Consider the following 16,501-nt stretch of genomic DNA (forward strand, 5'->3'; position numbering starts at 1 on the left):
CCGAGTCGCCGGGTGATTCCACCCGGCTCGAAAACGTTTAGAGTCCTGCGCGCACCAGCCAGTCGTGGAACAGCCGCACCGGGCGGCTTTCGAGTGACTGCGGCTTGCAGATGAACCAGTAGCTGTAGGGGCTTTCGACCTCGATATCGTACAGGCGCGCCAGCCGCTTGTCGGCGGCGCGGCGCATGTGATCGTCGTGCATGATCGCAATGCCAAGGCCCTGCGCGGCGGCCTCGAGCATCAACTGCCCCGAATCGTAATGATCGATTGCCGCAGGTTCGAGCGCTTCGATCCCCAGCTCGCGCTTCCACGCCTCGAAACTCTCGGGCAGTTCATTGTGAATCAGGAAGGTCTGCTTGCCCAGCGCTTCGAGGTCTGGCTTTGGACCAACCGCTGCGGCGGTCGCCGGATTGCAGATGGCGTGGACCATGTTGTGGTCGAGCCGCACCGCATGAAACCCCGTCGCCGGTCCGCGAGAGAGGATAATCGCGGCATCCAGTGTGTCGCCCACCCGGTCTTCGAGGTGCGGTCCGGTATCGATATCGATGTGCAGCAACGGGTGGCGCTGGCGCAGCTCGGCAAGGCGCGGAAACAGCCGCTGGCTACCGAACAGCGGCAGGACACCCAGGTGGAGCCGCAGCAGCGACATGTTTTCCGAATGATTCTCGATCGCCAGTGCCAGCGCTTCGAGATGCGGCAGCACGGCGTCGTGGAAGGCCTGCCCTTCGTCGGTCAGCGACATCGCCTGCTTGGCGCGGGTGAACAGCTTCTTGCCGGTAAAGTCCTCGAGATTGGCGATCCGGCGCGACAGGGCGGAAGGGCTGAGACCCAATTCCTCTGCCGCAGCACGAGCAGAGCCGAGCCGTACGGTGCGCATGAAAGCCTCCAGCGCACGCAGGGGGGGGAGCCTCCGGGTAGCCATACGAATCCTTTCGTTGGCGGATATACGCGAGCCGTAGGGCTAAGGATGCAAAAAATGCAAAGTCGGCGGTTCGCTACTTCCCGTCCGTCTCGCTTTCCGCAACTGGCTGATGCAGTCGGAGCCGTTTGACCCGGGTTTTGTCGGCTGCTGTCACTTCGATCTTCCAGCCGCTCGGATGGGTCAGGACTGTTCCAACCGTCGGGATCTGTTCGGCCAGGACGAACGCCAGCCCGCCCAGTGTGTCGACCGATTCGACCACTTCGGCAAGGCGCGGGTCGATCCGCTTGGCCACGTCGTCCAGTTCCGCCCGCGCGTCGGCATCCCACATCCCGTCGCCGATCGGGGTGATCAGCTCTTCGGGCAAGTCGTCATGCTCGTCCTCGATGTCGCCGACGATTTCCTCGACCAGATCCTCGATGGTGATGATCCCGTCGGTCCCCGAAAATTCGTCGACCACGATGGCGAGGTGCGTGCGGCGGCTGCGCATGTCGGCCAGCACGTCGAGCGCGCCGCGCGCTTGGGGCACATAGAGCGGCTGGCGCATCAGCACTGTCCAGTCGCGCGGAGGCTCCTTCCTCTCGGCGAGATAGGGGAAGACGTCCTTGAGGTGGATCATCCCGATCACCCGGTCGAGCTCACCGCGATAGACCGGCATGCGCGAATGGCCGTTTTCGGAAAAGCTGCGCACCAGCTCTTCCCAGCCGATCGTCGCCTCGACCGCGATGATCTCGCCGCGCGGGATCGCGACGTCGTCGGCGTCGTGCTCGCTGAAATGCAGCAGATTGCGGAGCATCTGGCGTTCTACGGGTGAAAGGTCACCCGCCGCCGGGGACTCGTTCCCCGCCGAGTGATCCTCCTCGTGCTCGTCGATCGCATCTTCAAGCTGTTCGCGCAGCGAACGGTCGCGCTGCGGGTCGAACAGGCGTCTCACTGCGGCCAGCAGGCCGCTGCTACTCTCCGCGTCTCCTGCGGACTGATCAGGGTCGGGCATGGCCCTCTTGATGCTCCTCAATGATTGCGATCCCCATATGGGTCGGTGATGCCCAGTTTGGCAAGCGCGGCGATCTCCAGCGCTTCCATCTCCTCGGCGTGCGATTCGGACCCCACATGGTCGTACCCTGCAAGATGGAGGAAACCATGGACCAGCAGGTGCGCGGCGTGGTGTTCAAGGGCAATGCCCTTTTCCTCCGCCTCGTGCGCGCAGGTGGCATAGGCAAGCGCGAGGTCGCCCAGCATCGCAGGCGGTCCGTGGGTCGCGAGGCCTGACAGCTCTGTGCGCTCCAGCATGGGAAACGACAGGACGTTGGTCGGCTTGTCGCGTTGTCGCCAGTTGCGGTTCAACGTGTGGACCTCGTCGTCGGAAGTGAAGAGCACACTCGCCGTCAGACGCGAATTGGCGAGTTCGGGGGCGACGTCGGCTGCCGCACCGGCAGCTAGGACGGCCAATTGCTCCCACCTGCCCACGGGCCATCCGTCGATGTCGATGTCGAGGTCCATTGCTGGTGTTTAGCCGCGCCGATCCGGCTCGGATACGCCTGTTTCGAGCGCAATGTGTATCGGCCCGCCGCACTTTCGGCCCGAACCATCCGCAGAATCCCTTCTAGCTGCGACGAAATTCATCAGGCCGACATGCGGCGCGGAACATCCGCCGCGAACATTGAGTTTCCCCAGCACTACAACGCAGTGGTCGTCGCCGCAAAACCAACAGGGGAACGTAAAGTCCGGCTGCACCTGTGTGCATGCCGGAAGGATAGCTGTCGTCCGGGAAAGCCCGGGCGGATTCAATTGAAGGAGTATTTCAATGAAGGTCGCAAACTCGGGCCGCAAGGCCATGCTTCTTGCCGGGGCCGTTGCCCTCGCAGCCCCCGCCACGCTTACCGCGCAGACGCAGGAAATCCCGGCGGAAGCGGACACCACGCAGTCGTCGGACTATATGACCACGGTCTACGGTTCGCTGCCCACCGACCTGTCGGAGCTTCCCGAAGGCCCGGAGATCGATGGCTTCATCTCCGCCCGCAAGGGCAGCATGATGCAGGTTACCGGTGTCGGCGGAGTGCAGACCGTGGTGATGGTTAGTCCGGGGACCGAGATCAAGTCCAGCGGCGGATTCCTGGGCCTCAGCCGCACGGCACTGGAGACCGATTCGCTGCTCAATGGCCTGCCGGTAACCGTAAAGACTGTGCAGTGGGGCGACGGCTATATCGCCAGCCGGATCGACCTGAAAAGCAAGGATCTCAAGACCGCGGCGATGATCGCCAACGGCACAGAGCAGGGCTTTGCCGAACAGACCGCAGCCACCGAAGCGCTGCGGGGCCGCGTAGCGGATATCGACAATTACAACGTCAAGGGTACGACCAACGTCTATTTCGATACCGGCAAGCACGCTCTCTCGCCCGATGCACGGGCTCAGCTGTGCTCGGCTGCCCTGCAGGCCAACAGCATGGACAACGCCCTGCTGCTCGTGGTCGGCTATACCGACTCGACCGGCACCTACGAGGTCAATCAGGAACTGAGCGAAAAGCGCGCGACGCGCGTGGTCAATTTCCTGCAGCAGGAATGCGGCTGGAAGCCTTTTCGCATGCTCACCCCGACCGGCATGGCCACCGCTGATCCGGCAGCCGACAACAGCACCGACTACGGCCGCCAGCAGAACCGCCGCGTGGCGGTCAACATCCTCGTCAGCAAGGCTGTCGACGGGATCTGACCCGCACAACGCAAGAAAGAGAGGGCGGGCGCTTTGCGTCCGCCCTTTACGCGTCTTTCCCCTCGTATGCCTCCACGATCCGCCCGACGATCGGATGGCGGACCACGTCGGCGCTGGTGAAGCGGGTAACCGCGATGCCCTCGACATCCTCCAGCCGCGCGACCGCATCGGCGAGGCCGGAATGGCGGTCGCCGCCGGGGATATCGACCTGCTTCGGATCGCCGCACACCACCATCCGGCTGTTCTGGCCGAAGCGGGTGAGAAACATCTTCATCTGTTCGCGCGTGGTGTTCTGCGCTTCGTCGAGAATGATGAAGCTGTCGGCCAACGTGCGCCCGCGCATGAAGGCGATCGGGGCGATCTCGATCTCACCCGACGCCAGCCGCCTTTCGACCTGCTCGGGCGGCATGCAGTCATACAGCGCGTCGTAGAGCGGGCGCAGGTAGGGATCGACCTTGTCCTTCATGTCGCCGGGCAGAAAGCCGAGCTTTTCGCCCGCCTCGACCGCAGGGCGTGACAGGATCAGCCGCTGCACGCTGCCAGTGATGAGCTGGCTGACCGCCTGTGCCACCGCGACATAGGTCTTGCCGGTGCCTGCCGGGCCGAGCGCGAAGATGATATCGTCGCGCGCAAGCTGGCGCATGTAGCTCGCCTGCATGGCGCTGCGCGGGACGATGGTCTTGCGCCGGGTGCGGATCATGATCGGCGGCGCGCCGTCGTCCGCATTGACGATGCCTTCGAAGGTCGGTTCGTTCGACATGGCGATCAGCGATTCGATCGCCCCGGCGTCGAGATCCTGCCCCATCGCCAACCGGTCGTACATCGTTTTGAGGACATCGCGCGCGCGGGCGACATTGTCTTCCGGCCCCTCGATATGCAGCTTGTCGCCGCGCGCGGAGATGAACACTCCCACGCGGTTTTCGACCTGGACGAGGTTGGCATCGAACTGTCCGAACAGCGGCACGAGGAGCGACTGGTTGTCGAAGCTCATGTCCACCTGTGCGCGGCGCACTGCGCGTTGCAGCAATGGCGAGGGCGAAAAGGCCGGCGTCGCGCGAGTGGGTTTGCGTCCCATGCAGCTCCCTTGGTTTATTGTCGTGGTTCTATGCCACAACGCACGAGACGCAAGAACGGGCGCTACACGCGGCTGGGGAAAGTAATCCGGATGTCATGCGCAGGCTGCCCGCCACAGGAACATTTTGCCCATGGAGCATCGACGGCAAAGTGTTGTCTCATCACAAATCCGACATGGACCGACGAATGCGGGACGGAGAACGCACCGGGAATGCGCAAATCGGACGCGTCGATCAGGCTCTCCGCAGAGCGGACAGGAACTTAGCCGCCCATCATCTCGTTCAGCCATTGTGCGACTGCTGCGAACGAAAGGTCGCCAAGCCCGGCAAGAAGGTTAAGGAGCAAGTCGGCCATGAGGAACTCTCCAGAAAAGCGATACCGCTGTGATACTATTTCCCTTTGTGGCTTAGTCAATTCATTCGCTGTGACTCTCGGTGGGATTTCCCGACCAAAGGCAACTTGGCATGCAATGAATGCGGTCCCGCTTCGACCAGCTCGACCTCGGCCAGATCGCCAGAGCGCCTCGGCGGATCAGCCCGGAGAATAGGCTGCGGTTGGCGGCAATCCGCATTCTCGGCCAAGCGCTTCGACGGCACGGTGCATCAGTACTTCAGAAGCAGCATAGTCGGCTTCGGACAGATAGCGATGATTGGGAATGCTGTGGGCAATCTGACCGCCAGGTTCGCGCTGCCAATTCAGGCTTGCCCATGGTCCGGTCGGCGGCTTCGATATCGGTGGCTCGCCGGACCCGTATTGCCATCGTACCAGAACTCCGTCCGAGGGAGTATCGATCACCCAGTCGACGCCCGCCACCCCTTCGAGCGAGGGCTTGATGCAGGCGGGATCGAAGGTAGCGACCACCGGCGCGACAATTCTGGGTCCGGGCAAGGCTGGACATGCCGTGAGCAGCGGCAGCATCAGCAAGGCAGCGAGATGTCCAAGACGCATTGCCCGTTCATCCTTGTGCGAGGGCTATTCCCTTCAGCGAGTTCGGCCCGGCTTCGGCCAGCGTCACGGGGACAATATCGCCGATCCCGGCTTGCGACTCGATGAACACCGATTGCAGCCAAGGCGACTTGCCCAGCCATTGGCCTTCGTGTTTGCCCCTGCGCTCAACCAGCACTTCGCAGGTCTTGCCGACCGAAGCCTCGTTGAACGCCAGCTGGTCACGGTTCAGCGCGGCTTGCAGGCGCTGGAGCCGCTCGTCCATCACTTCGCGCGCGATCTGGCCGTCCATACTCGCGGCGGGGGTGCCGGGGCGGGGGGAATATTTGAAGCTGAAGGCCTGCGCGTAGCGGACATCATCGACAATCTGCAGGGTGTCCTCGAACTCCGCCTCGGTTTCGCCGGGAAAGCCGACGATGAAATCGCCGCTCAGCGCGATATCGGGCCGGGCCTCGCGGAAGCGTTCGAGCAGGCGGAGATAGCTTTCCGCCGTGTGGCTGCGGTTCATTGCCTTGAGCACGCGGTCATTGCCCGACTGCACCGGGAGGTGGAGGTAGGGCATCAGCTTGTCGACCTCGCCATGCGCGGCGATCATGGCGTCGTCCATGTCGGCGGGGTGGCTGGTGGTGTAGCGGATACGGGCGAGGCCATCGATCGCGGCGAGCGCCCTGATTAATCCCGCGAGGCCCTGCGCGCCGCCCTTGTCGTCCTCGCCCGACCATGCGTTGACGTTCTGGCCGAGCAAGGTGATTTCCTTCGCACCGGCTTCGACCAGCTTCTGCGCTTCGGCAACGAGGTCCTTGAACGGGCGCGAGATTTCCGCGCCGCGGGTATAGGGCACCACGCAATAGGTGCAGAATTTGTCGCAGCCTTCCTGCACGGTAAGGAACGCGGTCGGGCCGATCTTCCTGCGCGCGGGAAGGGCATCGAACTTGGCGATCGGCGGCATCTCGGTGTCGGTCGCGCGCTCGCCGGCAACCGCCCGCCCGAGCATTTCGGGCAGGCGGTGATAGGCTTGGGGGCCAACCACCATGCTCACCGCAGGGGCGCGGGCCATGATCTCTTCGCCCTCGGCCTGCGCGACGCAGCCGGCGACCGCGATCATGGGTTCCCGCCCGGCCGCCTTGCCCGCCTTCACCAGCCGCCCGATGTCGGAATAGACCTTCTCCGCCGCCTTCTCGCGGATGTGGCAGGTGTTGAGCACCACCAGGTCCGCCTCTTCGCCCTCGGGCGCGGGTGCGATACCCTGTTCGGCCAGCAGCTCGGCCATGCGCTCGCCGTCATAGACGTTCATCTGGCAGCCGAAGCTTTTGACCCGGTAGGTGCGCGGGGTGTTTCGGGGGGCGGAGGTCGGTTTCATGGAGGCGCGCCTGTAGCGCCATGCCGCAGGCTATTCAACATGGGTGCGCAGTTGCACGCCGCCTGTTCCTGTTTATGCTCCTCGCGATGAACAGAACCGGAAAAGCAGCATTTCTCGCAATCGCCTTGGCTGCCACTCAGGTCCACGCAGAGGATGAGGTGGCTATCGAGCTGGAAACTCCTGCCGAGCAGTTCGAGACGATCAGATCGTGGGAAGGCCGCTGGCAGGTCGCTGAAACGCCCGCGCTCGAAATCGTCTTCGAGACGACGGCGCGTGGCACCGCCATGATCGAGCGTTGGGAAACCAAATCGGGCCTGCATTCGATCACCATCTACCACATGGACGGCGATGCGCTGGTGGCGACGCATTATTGCCCTCAAGGAAACCAGCCCCGACTGGAGACACGTTCGTCGGCAAACGGCGACATCCGGTTTGCCTTCCGGGATGTTACCGATCTCGACAAGGGTGAGAGTCACACCCACGATCTGTGGTTCAGTTCGGCAGCTGACGGAACGATCCGCCGTTCGGAAATCTATCGCGGTGAAGACGGTTTGCAGGAGCCGAGCCACTATACGCTGAGGCGCGCGCCGCCAGCCGAATGAACAGGTCCTACTCGATCGGGATACCTTCCCTCGGCGCGTTGTACCGCACCGGCGCGACATCGTGTCCGAAGGTCCGTAGCGGCTTGCCGATGGATTTGACCAGTGCGGCCTCGATCTCTTCGCGCGCCTTCACCCCGATCGCCTTGCGCCCGCGATAGTCTTCCGGGCTGAAGGGCTCGAGGAAGTGGATTTTCAGTTGGAAGCTACCCTTGCGCGCCAGCACGCGTCGCGCGTTGTTCACGCCGCTTTCGTTGCCGATCCATGCGACTTCTTCTGCCACCTCTCCATAGTCGAGCAACACCGGCTGCACGAGCACGCCCGGCGGGGGCGGTTCGAGCACGCTCAACATGCTGGTCTTGAACGGCAGCAGCGATTGCCCGTCGGTGGTGGTGCCTTCGGGAAAGACGGTTACCGACCAATTGTCCGCCAACGCCTCGCGCAGTGCGTTGATCTGTTCAGCGACGCCGAGGCGGTCTTCGCGTTTGACGTAGACCGTGCGATTAAGGCTGCACAGCCAGCTGATCACCGGCACCTCGCTCAGCTCGTGCTTTGCCACGAAAGCCGTCCCGCTTGCCCCGGCAGACGCAAGGATATCGATCCAGCTGATGTGATTGGAAATGAAGAACACATCGCGCCGCAGCGGGGTGCCGATCTTGGTCACTCTCGCTCCTGCAACCCGCCCGGCATAACGCAGGAACAGCATCGGGAAGGGCGAGCCATAGGCGAAAATGCGATAGGCATAGTGCAGCGGCACGAACACCAGCAGCAAGCCGATAAACCCGAGCACGCGCAGACCGAACCGCAGCTTCTCGATCGGGGTCAGCTCGGTCGTTTCGCCGCGGGCGGCTGCCGCGCGCCGCGCAGAGTTCATCCGCCCGACTTGTCCGGGCGATCGAGCTTGACGCCGTAGAGCTCCATTCGATGATCGACCAGGCGATAGCCCAGCTTTTCGGCAATCACTTTCTGCAGTGCTTCGAGTTCGGGATCGACGAATTCGACGACATTACCTGTCTCTACATCGATCAGATGGTCGTGATGTGCCTCGGGCGCAGCTTCGTAGCGCGCGCGCCCATCACCGAAATCGTGCCGGTCGAGGATGCCGGCCTCCTCGAACAGGCGGACGGTACGATAGACGGTAGCAATCGAGATTTTCGGATCGATCGCCGAGGCGCGCTCGTGCAGCAACTCGACATCGGGGTGATCTTCGCTTTCCGACAACACACGTGCGATGATCCGGCGCTGCTCGGTGATGCGCAGCCCGCGTTCGGCACACAGCTGTTCGAGGTCTATCCGTTGTTCCAAAATGTCCTCGCGAAAAGAAAGCGCCCCGTAGCCTTAGAGGCCCGGGGCGCAGTTCTCAAGGTCGAGAGCGTAAAGCTCAGGCGGCTTTCTTGTTCCGCCCGCGTTTCTGCCCCGGCTTGCGGCCGAGGCCGATTTTCTTCGCCAGCTCGCGTCGACGCTCGGCATAGTTCGGCGCGACCATCGGATAATCGGCAGGCAGGCCCCAGCGGGCACGATATTCTTCCGGCGTCATATTGAAGTTGGTGCGCAGATACCGCTTGAGCATCTTCAGCTTCTTGCCGTCTTCGAGACAGACGATGTAGTCCGGCTTGATCGAATTGCGGATTGCCACTGCCGGTTCAGGGCGCGGCTCTTCCTTTTCGACCACTGTTCCGAGGCTTGCCAATGCCCCGTAAACGTTCGTGATCAGCGACGGTACAGCATCGACCGCGACATCGTTATTGCTCAGGTGCGCCGCGACGATATCGGAAGTCAGCGTGATCAGGGTCTCGCTCATATCCATTTCCATAGTTTCCATAACTTTGTCCTCATCAAGATGGCGGAGCATTTTTGCTTTTGCCGTCCATCGACAGGACCCATGAACCCGTTGGGGATATATTTCAAGGGCGAGACAATACTTTCCCCTATGAAATAGTAACCATTATGGTTGAACTTACTAATCAGAAGTCCAAGGCGAAAGTAATCGCGTCCAGTCGGACTCCGTCGGTTGTCTTGTAGTATCCGCTCCTGCGACCGATCTGACGAAAGCCTGCGTTAACATATAGATTAACGGCGGGATTGTTCTCGCGCATTTCCAAGAAGACGCGCTCGGCCCCCCGCGATCGTGCGTCTCGGACAAGAAAATCGAGGAGTTTACGGCCCAGTCCCGATGCACGATCTTGCGGCTTGACCCCGATCAACAGCAACTCTTCCTCTCCCGGAACAGCGCGGACGAGCGTGAAGCCGGCGGTCGGGGCATGGTCGACAGGCCTGGCGCCAGCCGAATCGACCAACCGGTAATGGGTAGAGGGCAGGGTCAGCAGACTGGATACCTGCCCGCGAGTCCAGGCTTCGCCCCACCGCGGTTCGAACGCGTCGTCCATCACCTCCATGATCCGGTCGATATCTTCCATCACGCTTGCGGCTTTGCGTCAGGCAAGCGACCATAGAGAGGGCTTGCATCCGCCGACAGGAGGCTGCCGGGTAGCATACACGCCTCGCGCGCATCGGGCAGAAGTTCGAGGACTTCCCTGGCACCGGGATCGAACATGCAGGCGAGTTGCTTTGATCGGTTTCCGGCGATGATCCGGTTCGTACATGCCGAAACCGCAGCTTCGGGCGCGAGCGACCGGGCTTCGTCCTGCGGCATGCCATCGGCGGCGAAGTCTTGCACAAACCATTCGCCGTGCCCTCCGTGCATGCACACAGTGACAGGATGCGCGCCGCCTTTCCTTGCCTGCGCCGCCACCAGCGCGAGCGACGGATAGCCGAGGCACTCGGCGCCCCACGCATAGGCCAGGGCGCGGGCGGTTGCGACGCCGATCCGTACCCCGGTGAAGCTGCCGGGTCCGCGCGATACGAGGATGCGCTGCGCCTTCCCCTTGCCTGGCAACCTCGCGATCATCGGCACCAGCTGTTCGGCATGACCGCGGCCAAGCACGGCAAAGTCGCCCGCGATCAGAGCACCGTCCTCGAACAGCGCAACCGAACAGGCCTCCGTCGCGCAATCTATCGCGAGAGTGCGCATGTTAGCGAGTCCAGTCGGTCCGGCGCGGGGTCATGCACATTGCGATGGCACCGGCCACGCACGCTAGCAAGTCAGACGATGCGGTTGAATCTGTCGAAATCGGGCCGCGGGCTGCGCTCGAAGATGCTCGACGGGTCGCCATAGCCGATCCCGCAGATGAAATTGCTGCGGTGACGCGGCTCATCGGCAAAGAACGCTTTGTCGACGGCAGCATTGTCGAAGCCCGACATCGGGCCGCAATCGAGGCCAAGCGCCCTTGCGGCAAGCATCAGGTAGGCACCCTGAAGGGAGGAATTGCGAAAGGCCCCCTCCTTGCGACCGCTTTCCTCGCCGTCAAACCAGCTCTTCGCGTCGGTATGCGGGAAAAGCCACGGCAATTCTTCATGGAAATCGATGTCGTAGCCGACGATCGCGGTGACGGGGGCAGCCTTGATCTTGTCCTTGTTGCCGTCGGACGCGCAGTCGGCGAGCCTGGCCTTGGCTTCATCCGATTTGACCCAGACCAATCGCACCGGTTGCATGTTGGCCGAGGTCGGGGCCATTTTCAGCAAATCGTAGATCGCGCGGAGCTGTTCGTCGGAAACGTCCTTGTCGAGCCAGCCGTTGTAGCTGCGCGCTTCGTTGAACAACTGGTCGAGCGCCGCGTCCGACAGGACGTGGTCGTGAAACTGCTTGGTCATCTATGTCCCCGTGGATTGAAGTTCAGGCTGCGCGGACTTCAACGACCTCGGGGACGTAATGTTTCAAGAGCCCCTCGATCCCGTGCTTGAGCGTCGCGGTCGACGACGGGCAGCCGCTGCAGGCCCCTTGCAGGGTCAGGTAAACGATCCCGTCCTTGAACCCGCGATAGGCGATATCGCCGCCGTCTCCCGCCACTGCAGGGCGGACGCGGGTTTCGAGCAGCTCGTTGATCTGTGCGACGATATCGGCGTCCTCCGGGTCTTCCTCGACCATCAGACTGTCTTCACCCGGAACCGAAATGCCCGCCGCAGTCCCGCCGAGGAATAGCGGTGCCTCGGACACGAAATGGTCGAGCAGGATCGAGACGACCTGCGGCTTGAGCGCAGACCAGTCCACCCCAGGCGCGGCGGTGACGCTGACGAAGTCGCTGCCGAAGAAAACGTTTACCACCTCGCCGGTGTCGAACATGGCCTGTGCCAGCGGGCTCGCCTCGGCATCTTCGGGGTTGGCAAATTCGCGCGTGCCCGAAGGCATGACTTGCTGTCCGGGCAGGAACTTGAGTGCAGCGGGGTTCGGGGTGGTTTCGGTCTCGATGAACATGCAGTCTATGTAGGGGGCGGGTGGCCTTGCAGCAAGCAAGCAAAACCAGCGCCCTATTCACTACTCCTTCAGACCCCGCTGCCCTATATGCCCGGCATGACTCGTTTTCCGCGTGCCGTGTGGCACTTCGCATTCGCTCTCCCGCTTGCCCTGCTTGCACCCCAGCTTTCCGCGCAGGAAGCTGCGCCGCTGCCCGAACCGCAATCGCTCCAGACCGATGGCGAGACGCCGTGGATCTACCAAGGCAGCGACGTCCCGCAGGACAAGGAGTGGTTGTGGGGCGAGATGGACAACGGGCTACGCTATGCCGTGCGCGACAACGGCGTGCCTCCCGGGCAGGTTTCGATTCGCATCCGGATCGATGCGGGTTCGCTGCACGAGGAGGATGCCGAGCGTGGCTTCGCCCACCTGATGGAGCACCTCAGCTTTCGCGAAAGCAAGTTTCTGAAGCCCGGCGAAGCGATCCCGACCTGGCAGCGGCTCGGCGCAACCTTTGGCAGCGACACCAATGCGGAGACCAGCCCGACCCATACCGTCTACAAGCTCGACCTTCCGGGCGCGACTCCCGCCGGTCTGGAAGAGAGTTTCAGGCTACTTTCAGGCATGATGCGCGAGCCCGTCCTCAACGATCCCAATCTGGCGGCCGAAGTCCCCATCGTGCTGGCCGAAAAGCGCGAACGCGGCGGCGCAGCGCTGCGTGTGGCGGAGAAATCCCGCCAGACGCTCTTCGCGGGCCAGCGGCTGGCCGACCGGCTGCCGATCGGGACCGAGGAAACGCTGCTCGGCGCGACCCCGCAGGCACTCCAGGCATTCCACGATCGCTGGTACCGACCCGAAAATACCGTGATCGTCGTCGCAGGCGATGCCGATCCGAAGGTTTTTGCCGCTCTGATCGAACGCTATTTCAGCGACTGGCAAGGCAAGGGCGCCCGCACTCAAGCCCCCGATTTCGGCGATCCGGTCGCCCCTGAGGGGGCCGACGCAGCCAACCCTATCGGCGAGGTCGCGGTGCTGGTCGAACCCGATCTGCCGCGCACCATGACCTACGCCATCATGCGTCCGTGGCGCCCGGTGCAAGATACCATCATCTACAACGAAGGTCTGCTCCTCGACGCACTGTCGCAGGCGGTAATCAATCGTCGGCTGGAATCGCGCGCCCGCATGGGTGGCTCGTTCCTCTATGCGCAGGTCCAGCAGGACGATATCAGTCGCTCGACCGATGCGACATTCGTGTCCTTTGCGCCGCTCGATGAAGACTGGAAGACCGCGCTCGCAGATGTGCGTGGGGTAATTGCCGACGCCGTCGCCAATCCACCGACGCAGGAAGAAATCGACCGGGAAGCGGACGAATTCAACGGCATCTTCGAAAGCCAGGTCGAACAGGCAAGCGTGCTTGCCGGTTCGCGGCTGGCAGATGATGTGGTCAACGCAGTCGACATCCGCGAGACGGTTGCCGCGCCGGATACGGTGCTCAAGGTGTTCCGCGGAATGCGCGCGAAGCTGACGCCGGATACAGTGCTCGAGCGGACGCGGGCGTTGTTCGCCGGCGATGTCATTCGCGCGACCTATGTGACGCCGTCCATCGGGGAGGCCGATGCGGCAGCGCTCAGGCTTGCCATGCAACAGACGGTAGAGGCGGATTCGAGTGCGCGGCTTGCCGGGGCGCCGATCTCGTTCGATACCCTCCCGCCGATCGGCGAGCCGGGCCGGATCGTGAGCCGCGGTCCGATCGGACTCCACGAGATCGAACAGATCGATTTTGCCAATGGTGCGCGCGCGCTGTTGTGGCAGACCGATTCCGAACCGGGCCGCGTGGTGGTAAAGCTTCGCTTCGGGTCGGGTTATCGTGCATTCGGAGCCGACGATGCCGCCTATATCGCGCTGGGCGAGCAGGCACTGGTCAGCTCTGGCCTCGGTGAATTGGGGCAGGAAGAGCTCGACCGGATCAGCACCGGGCGCCGGATGGGCTTCGATTTCGGGATAGATGACGCGGTGTTCACCTTCTCTGCGCAGACGCGCGGGCAGGATCTGGCCGATCAACTCTATCTGTTCGCGGGCAAGCTGGCGATGCCGCGGTGGGACACCAACCCGCTGCTTCGCGCCAAGGCGGCGCTGCGCCTGACCTTCGAGAGCCAGGAAACCAGCCCCGGCGGGGTTCTCGGGCGCGATCTCGAATTTTATCTGAACGACCGCGACGGGCGCTTTGCCAGCCCTTCGCTCGCGCAGATCGAGGCTGCCACGCCCGATGGCTTCCGCAAGCTGTGGGAACCCCTGCTCCAGCAGGGTGAGGTCGAAATCCTGGTGTTTGGCGATTTCAATACCGCCGAGGCGGTCGATGCACTGACGCAGACCATCGGGGCCTTGCCGCCGCGCAAACCGATCCCGGTACAAGCCGCGAACAGGATTCCCGGTTTCCCGCAGGACACCTCGCAGCCGATCGTGCTCACCCATCGCGGTGACGACAACCAGGCGGCAGCTGTGGTGGCGTGGCAATCGGGTGGCGGCTTCGAACTGGTGCGGGAATCTCGCCAGCTCGAGATCCTCACCAGCCTGTTCAACAACCGGTTGATCGATGCGATGCGCGAACGGGCTGGCGCAAGCTACGCGCCGCAGGTCAGTTCGAAATGGCCGACCGATCTGGCTTCCGGCGGATCGATCAGCGCCATTGCGCAGCTAGAGCCGGAAGATGTCCCGGTGTTCTTCGACGCGGCGCAGGCGATCGCTCGCGACCTTGCAACGGGTTTCGTTTCGCAGGACGATCTGGACCGGGTGACCGAGCCGCTCAACCAGGCCATCCGCCGGGCTTCGACGGGCAACACCTTCTGGCTGTACCAGCTCGAAGGGGCGACGCGGGACCCGCGCCGGATCGGTGCGGTCCGGACGCTGCTGGTCGACTACACGCAGACGACCCCGCAGGCGATGCAGGCACTTGCGGCAAAGTATTTCGGTGACGGCGGGGGACTGCGGATGGCGGTTATCCCGCAAGGTCAGGTACTGGCGGAATCGGCTCCCGAGCGGGTCGAGACCCTGATCGGGAGATAAAGCCCCCGCTAGTCAGCCTTGGTGTGGGTGAAACAAAGCTGTCCTTGCGCTCGAATGGTCTTTGCTCTTCTAGTTTGCTGCGCCTATTCGCGCGCAGTACAGGTTTGAAGGCGACAAGAGACGTGGCACAGAATTGGCATCCCGACAGCTGGAAAGCGCACGAGGCACGGCACCTGCCGGTCTATGACGATGCGGTCGAGCTCGCTGCCGCCGAAGCCACGCTGTCGGCCTATCCGCCGCTGGTGTTCGCAGGCGAGGCGCGCGCGCTGAAGGCGGACCTCGCCGAGGTCGCACAGGGCAAGGGTTTCCTCCTGCAAGGCGGCGATTGCGCCGAAAGCTTCGCCGAATTCCACCCGAACAACATCCGCGACACCTTCCGCGTGCTGCTCCAGATGGCGGTGGTGATGACCTTTGCCGGCAAGATGCCGGTCGTCAAAGTCGGGCGGATGGCGGGTCAGTTCGCCAAGCCGCGCAGCTCGGACACCGAGACGCAGGATGGCGTGACGCTGCCGAGCTATTTCGGCGATAACGTCAACGGGATCGAATTCGACCCTGCCACCCGCCGCAACGATCCGCAGCGCATGGTGCGCGCCTTTTCGCAGGCGGCCGCCACGCTCAACCTTCTGCGCGCCTTTGCCGGCGGCGGTTACGCCAACCTGCGGCAGGTCCATCAGTGGACGCTCGACTTCATGGGTCGCAGCCCGTGGGCCGATAAATTCGCCGAAACCGCCGACCGGATCGGCGAAGCGCTCGACTTCATGGAAGCCTGCGGGGTCGATCCGGGCACCGTGCCGCAACTGCAGGGCACCAGCTTCTACACCAGCCACGAAGCCTTGTTGCTGCCCTACGAACAGGCGATGACCCGGCGCGACAGCCTGACCGGCGACTGGTACGATTGCTCCGCCCACATGGTGTGGATCGGTGACCGCACCCGGTTCGAAGGCAGCGCGCATATCGAATTCGCGCGCGGCATCGGCAATCCGCTGGGCATGAAATGCGGCCCGAGCCTCGAGCCCGATGCGCTGCTCAACCTGCTCGACACACTCAACCCGGGCCGCGAGCCGGGGCGGATTACCCTCATCAGCCGCTATGGCCATGACAAGGTAGAGGCCGGGCTGCCGAAACTGGTGCGCGCGGTGAAGCGCGAAGGCCATCCGGTGGTGTGGAGCTGTGACCCGATGCACGGCAATGTCATCAAGTCCGACAGCGGCTACAAGACCCGCCCGTTCGACCGCATCCTGAGCGAAGTGAAGGGCTTCTTCGCGGTGCACCGCGCCGAGGGGACGCATGCCGGCGGCGTGCATATCGAGATGACCGGGCAGGATGTGACCGAATGCGTCGGCGGGGCGGTGGCGATCACCGATGCCGCGCTGGGCGACCGCTATCACACCCATTGCGATCCGCGGCTCAATGCGGCGCAATCGCTCGAACTGGCGTTCCTGATCGCCGAACAGCTCCGCGCCGAAACCGCCGAACGGCAGGCCGCCGCCGCCTGAACTGACCGCACACCGGAACAAGTTGCCGGGGGCAAGACTTTCAATCG

General features: G+C 63.2%; 17 protein-coding genes. 4 read left to right on the forward strand and 13 right to left on the reverse strand.

Going from position 1 to position 16,501, the window contains the following annotated elements; translation table 11 throughout:
- Window positions 1-37 precede the first annotated feature (37 nt).
- The 3 genes from NSO95_RS05290 to ybeY form a co-directional block, all read right to left on the reverse strand.
- Entirely contained in the window at window positions 38-922 is an 885-nt protein-coding gene (locus tag NSO95_RS05290; RefSeq protein WP_257595118.1) for a LysR substrate-binding domain-containing protein, read from the reverse strand.
- 73 nt (window positions 923-995) lie between these two features.
- Window positions 996-1,913, reverse strand: a complete 918-nt coding sequence (locus NSO95_RS05295) for a hemolysin family protein (RefSeq protein ID WP_257595119.1) — start codon at window positions 1,911-1,913, stop codon at window positions 996-998.
- Window positions 1,914-1,930: 17 nt separating this feature from the next.
- Window positions 1,931-2,419, reverse strand: a complete 489-nt coding sequence (ybeY, locus tag NSO95_RS05300) for an rRNA maturation RNase YbeY (RefSeq protein ID WP_257595121.1) — start codon at window positions 2,417-2,419, stop codon at window positions 1,931-1,933.
- Window positions 2,420-2,723: 304 nt separating this feature from the next.
- Here ybeY and NSO95_RS05305 point away from each other — a divergent pair, with 304 nt between their 5' ends.
- Window positions 2,724-3,626, forward strand: a complete 903-nt coding sequence (locus tag NSO95_RS05305; RefSeq protein ID WP_257595122.1) for an OmpA family protein — start codon at window positions 2,724-2,726, stop codon at window positions 3,624-3,626.
- A 46-nt stretch (window positions 3,627-3,672) separates the two neighbouring features.
- Here the strand turns inward: NSO95_RS05305 and NSO95_RS05310 are convergent, their stop codons facing one another.
- The 3 genes from NSO95_RS05310 to miaB all read right to left on the reverse strand — a co-directional run bounded on the left by NSO95_RS05310 (window position 3,673) and on the right by miaB (window position 7,005).
- Window positions 3,673-4,701, reverse strand: coding sequence for a PhoH family protein (locus tag NSO95_RS05310; RefSeq protein WP_257595123.1), 1,029 nt, complete (start codon window positions 4,699-4,701; stop codon window positions 3,673-3,675).
- Between the two features lie 530 nt (window positions 4,702-5,231).
- The gene (locus NSO95_RS05315) at window positions 5,232-5,648 is read right to left on the reverse strand and encodes a hypothetical protein (protein ID WP_257595124.1); all 417 of its coding nucleotides are present in this window, start codon (window positions 5,646-5,648) and stop codon (window positions 5,232-5,234) included.
- A 7-nt stretch (window positions 5,649-5,655) separates the two neighbouring features.
- Complete coding sequence (gene miaB / locus NSO95_RS05320) at window positions 5,656-7,005, reverse strand: tRNA (N6-isopentenyl adenosine(37)-C2)-methylthiotransferase MiaB (RefSeq protein WP_257595125.1); 1,350 nt, start codon at window positions 7,003-7,005, stop codon at window positions 5,656-5,658.
- 86 nt (window positions 7,006-7,091) lie between these two features.
- On the opposite strand from miaB, the gene NSO95_RS05325 reads away from it, so the two are divergent.
- Window positions 7,092-7,607 (forward strand): hypothetical protein, encoded by a 516-nt coding sequence (locus tag NSO95_RS05325; RefSeq protein ID WP_257595126.1) that lies wholly within the window; start codon window positions 7,092-7,094, stop codon window positions 7,605-7,607.
- Between the two features lie 7 nt (window positions 7,608-7,614).
- Here NSO95_RS05325 and NSO95_RS05330 read toward each other — a convergent pair whose 3' ends face one another.
- From NSO95_RS05330 to NSO95_RS05360, 7 genes are all read right to left on the reverse strand, one after another.
- On the reverse strand, window positions 7,615-8,478 hold the full coding sequence (locus NSO95_RS05330) for a lysophospholipid acyltransferase family protein (protein ID WP_257595127.1): 864 nt from the start codon (window positions 8,476-8,478) through the stop codon (window positions 7,615-7,617).
- Complete coding sequence (locus NSO95_RS05335) at window positions 8,475-8,909, reverse strand: Fur family transcriptional regulator (protein WP_257595128.1); 435 nt, start codon at window positions 8,907-8,909, stop codon at window positions 8,475-8,477. Before NSO95_RS05335 ends, NSO95_RS05330 begins: the two co-directional genes overlap by 4 nt.
- A 76-nt stretch (window positions 8,910-8,985) precedes the next feature.
- Window positions 8,986-9,426, reverse strand: a complete 441-nt coding sequence (locus NSO95_RS05340) for a Ros/MucR family transcriptional regulator (protein WP_257595129.1) — start codon at window positions 9,424-9,426, stop codon at window positions 8,986-8,988.
- A gap of 142 nt (window positions 9,427-9,568) precedes the next feature.
- Complete coding sequence (locus NSO95_RS05345) at window positions 9,569-10,021, reverse strand: GNAT family N-acetyltransferase (RefSeq protein ID WP_301332514.1); 453 nt, start codon at window positions 10,019-10,021, stop codon at window positions 9,569-9,571.
- Window positions 10,021-10,635, reverse strand: coding sequence for a tRNA (adenosine(37)-N6)-threonylcarbamoyltransferase complex dimerization subunit type 1 TsaB (tsaB, locus tag NSO95_RS05350; RefSeq protein ID WP_257595131.1), 615 nt, complete (start codon window positions 10,633-10,635; stop codon window positions 10,021-10,023). Before tsaB ends, NSO95_RS05345 begins: the two co-directional genes overlap by 1 nt.
- A gap of 71 nt (window positions 10,636-10,706) precedes the next feature.
- Entirely contained in the window at window positions 10,707-11,315 is a 609-nt protein-coding gene (locus NSO95_RS05355) for a malonic semialdehyde reductase (protein WP_257595132.1), read from the reverse strand.
- Window positions 11,316-11,337: 22 nt separating this feature from the next.
- Window positions 11,338-11,916: a NifU family protein gene (locus NSO95_RS05360; RefSeq protein ID WP_257595133.1), complete on the reverse strand. Its 579-nt coding sequence runs from the start codon at window positions 11,914-11,916 to the stop codon at window positions 11,338-11,340.
- Between the two features lie 96 nt (window positions 11,917-12,012).
- On the opposite strand from NSO95_RS05360, the gene NSO95_RS05365 reads away from it, so the two are divergent.
- The gene (locus NSO95_RS05365) at window positions 12,013-14,958 is read left to right on the forward strand and encodes a M16 family metallopeptidase (protein ID WP_257595134.1); all 2,946 of its coding nucleotides are present in this window, start codon (window positions 12,013-12,015) and stop codon (window positions 14,956-14,958) included.
- A 122-nt stretch (window positions 14,959-15,080) separates the two neighbouring features.
- The gene (locus NSO95_RS05370; protein WP_257595135.1) at window positions 15,081-16,454 is read left to right on the forward strand and encodes a class II 3-deoxy-7-phosphoheptulonate synthase; all 1,374 of its coding nucleotides are present in this window, start codon (window positions 15,081-15,083) and stop codon (window positions 16,452-16,454) included.
- Window positions 16,455-16,501: the final 47 nt, after the last annotated feature.

Origin of the sequence: Parerythrobacter lacustris (genome assembly GCF_024626475.1) — a bacterium.
In the GTDB taxonomy this organism is placed as follows: Bacteria; Pseudomonadota; Alphaproteobacteria; order Sphingomonadales; family Sphingomonadaceae; genus Parerythrobacter_A; species Parerythrobacter_A lacustris.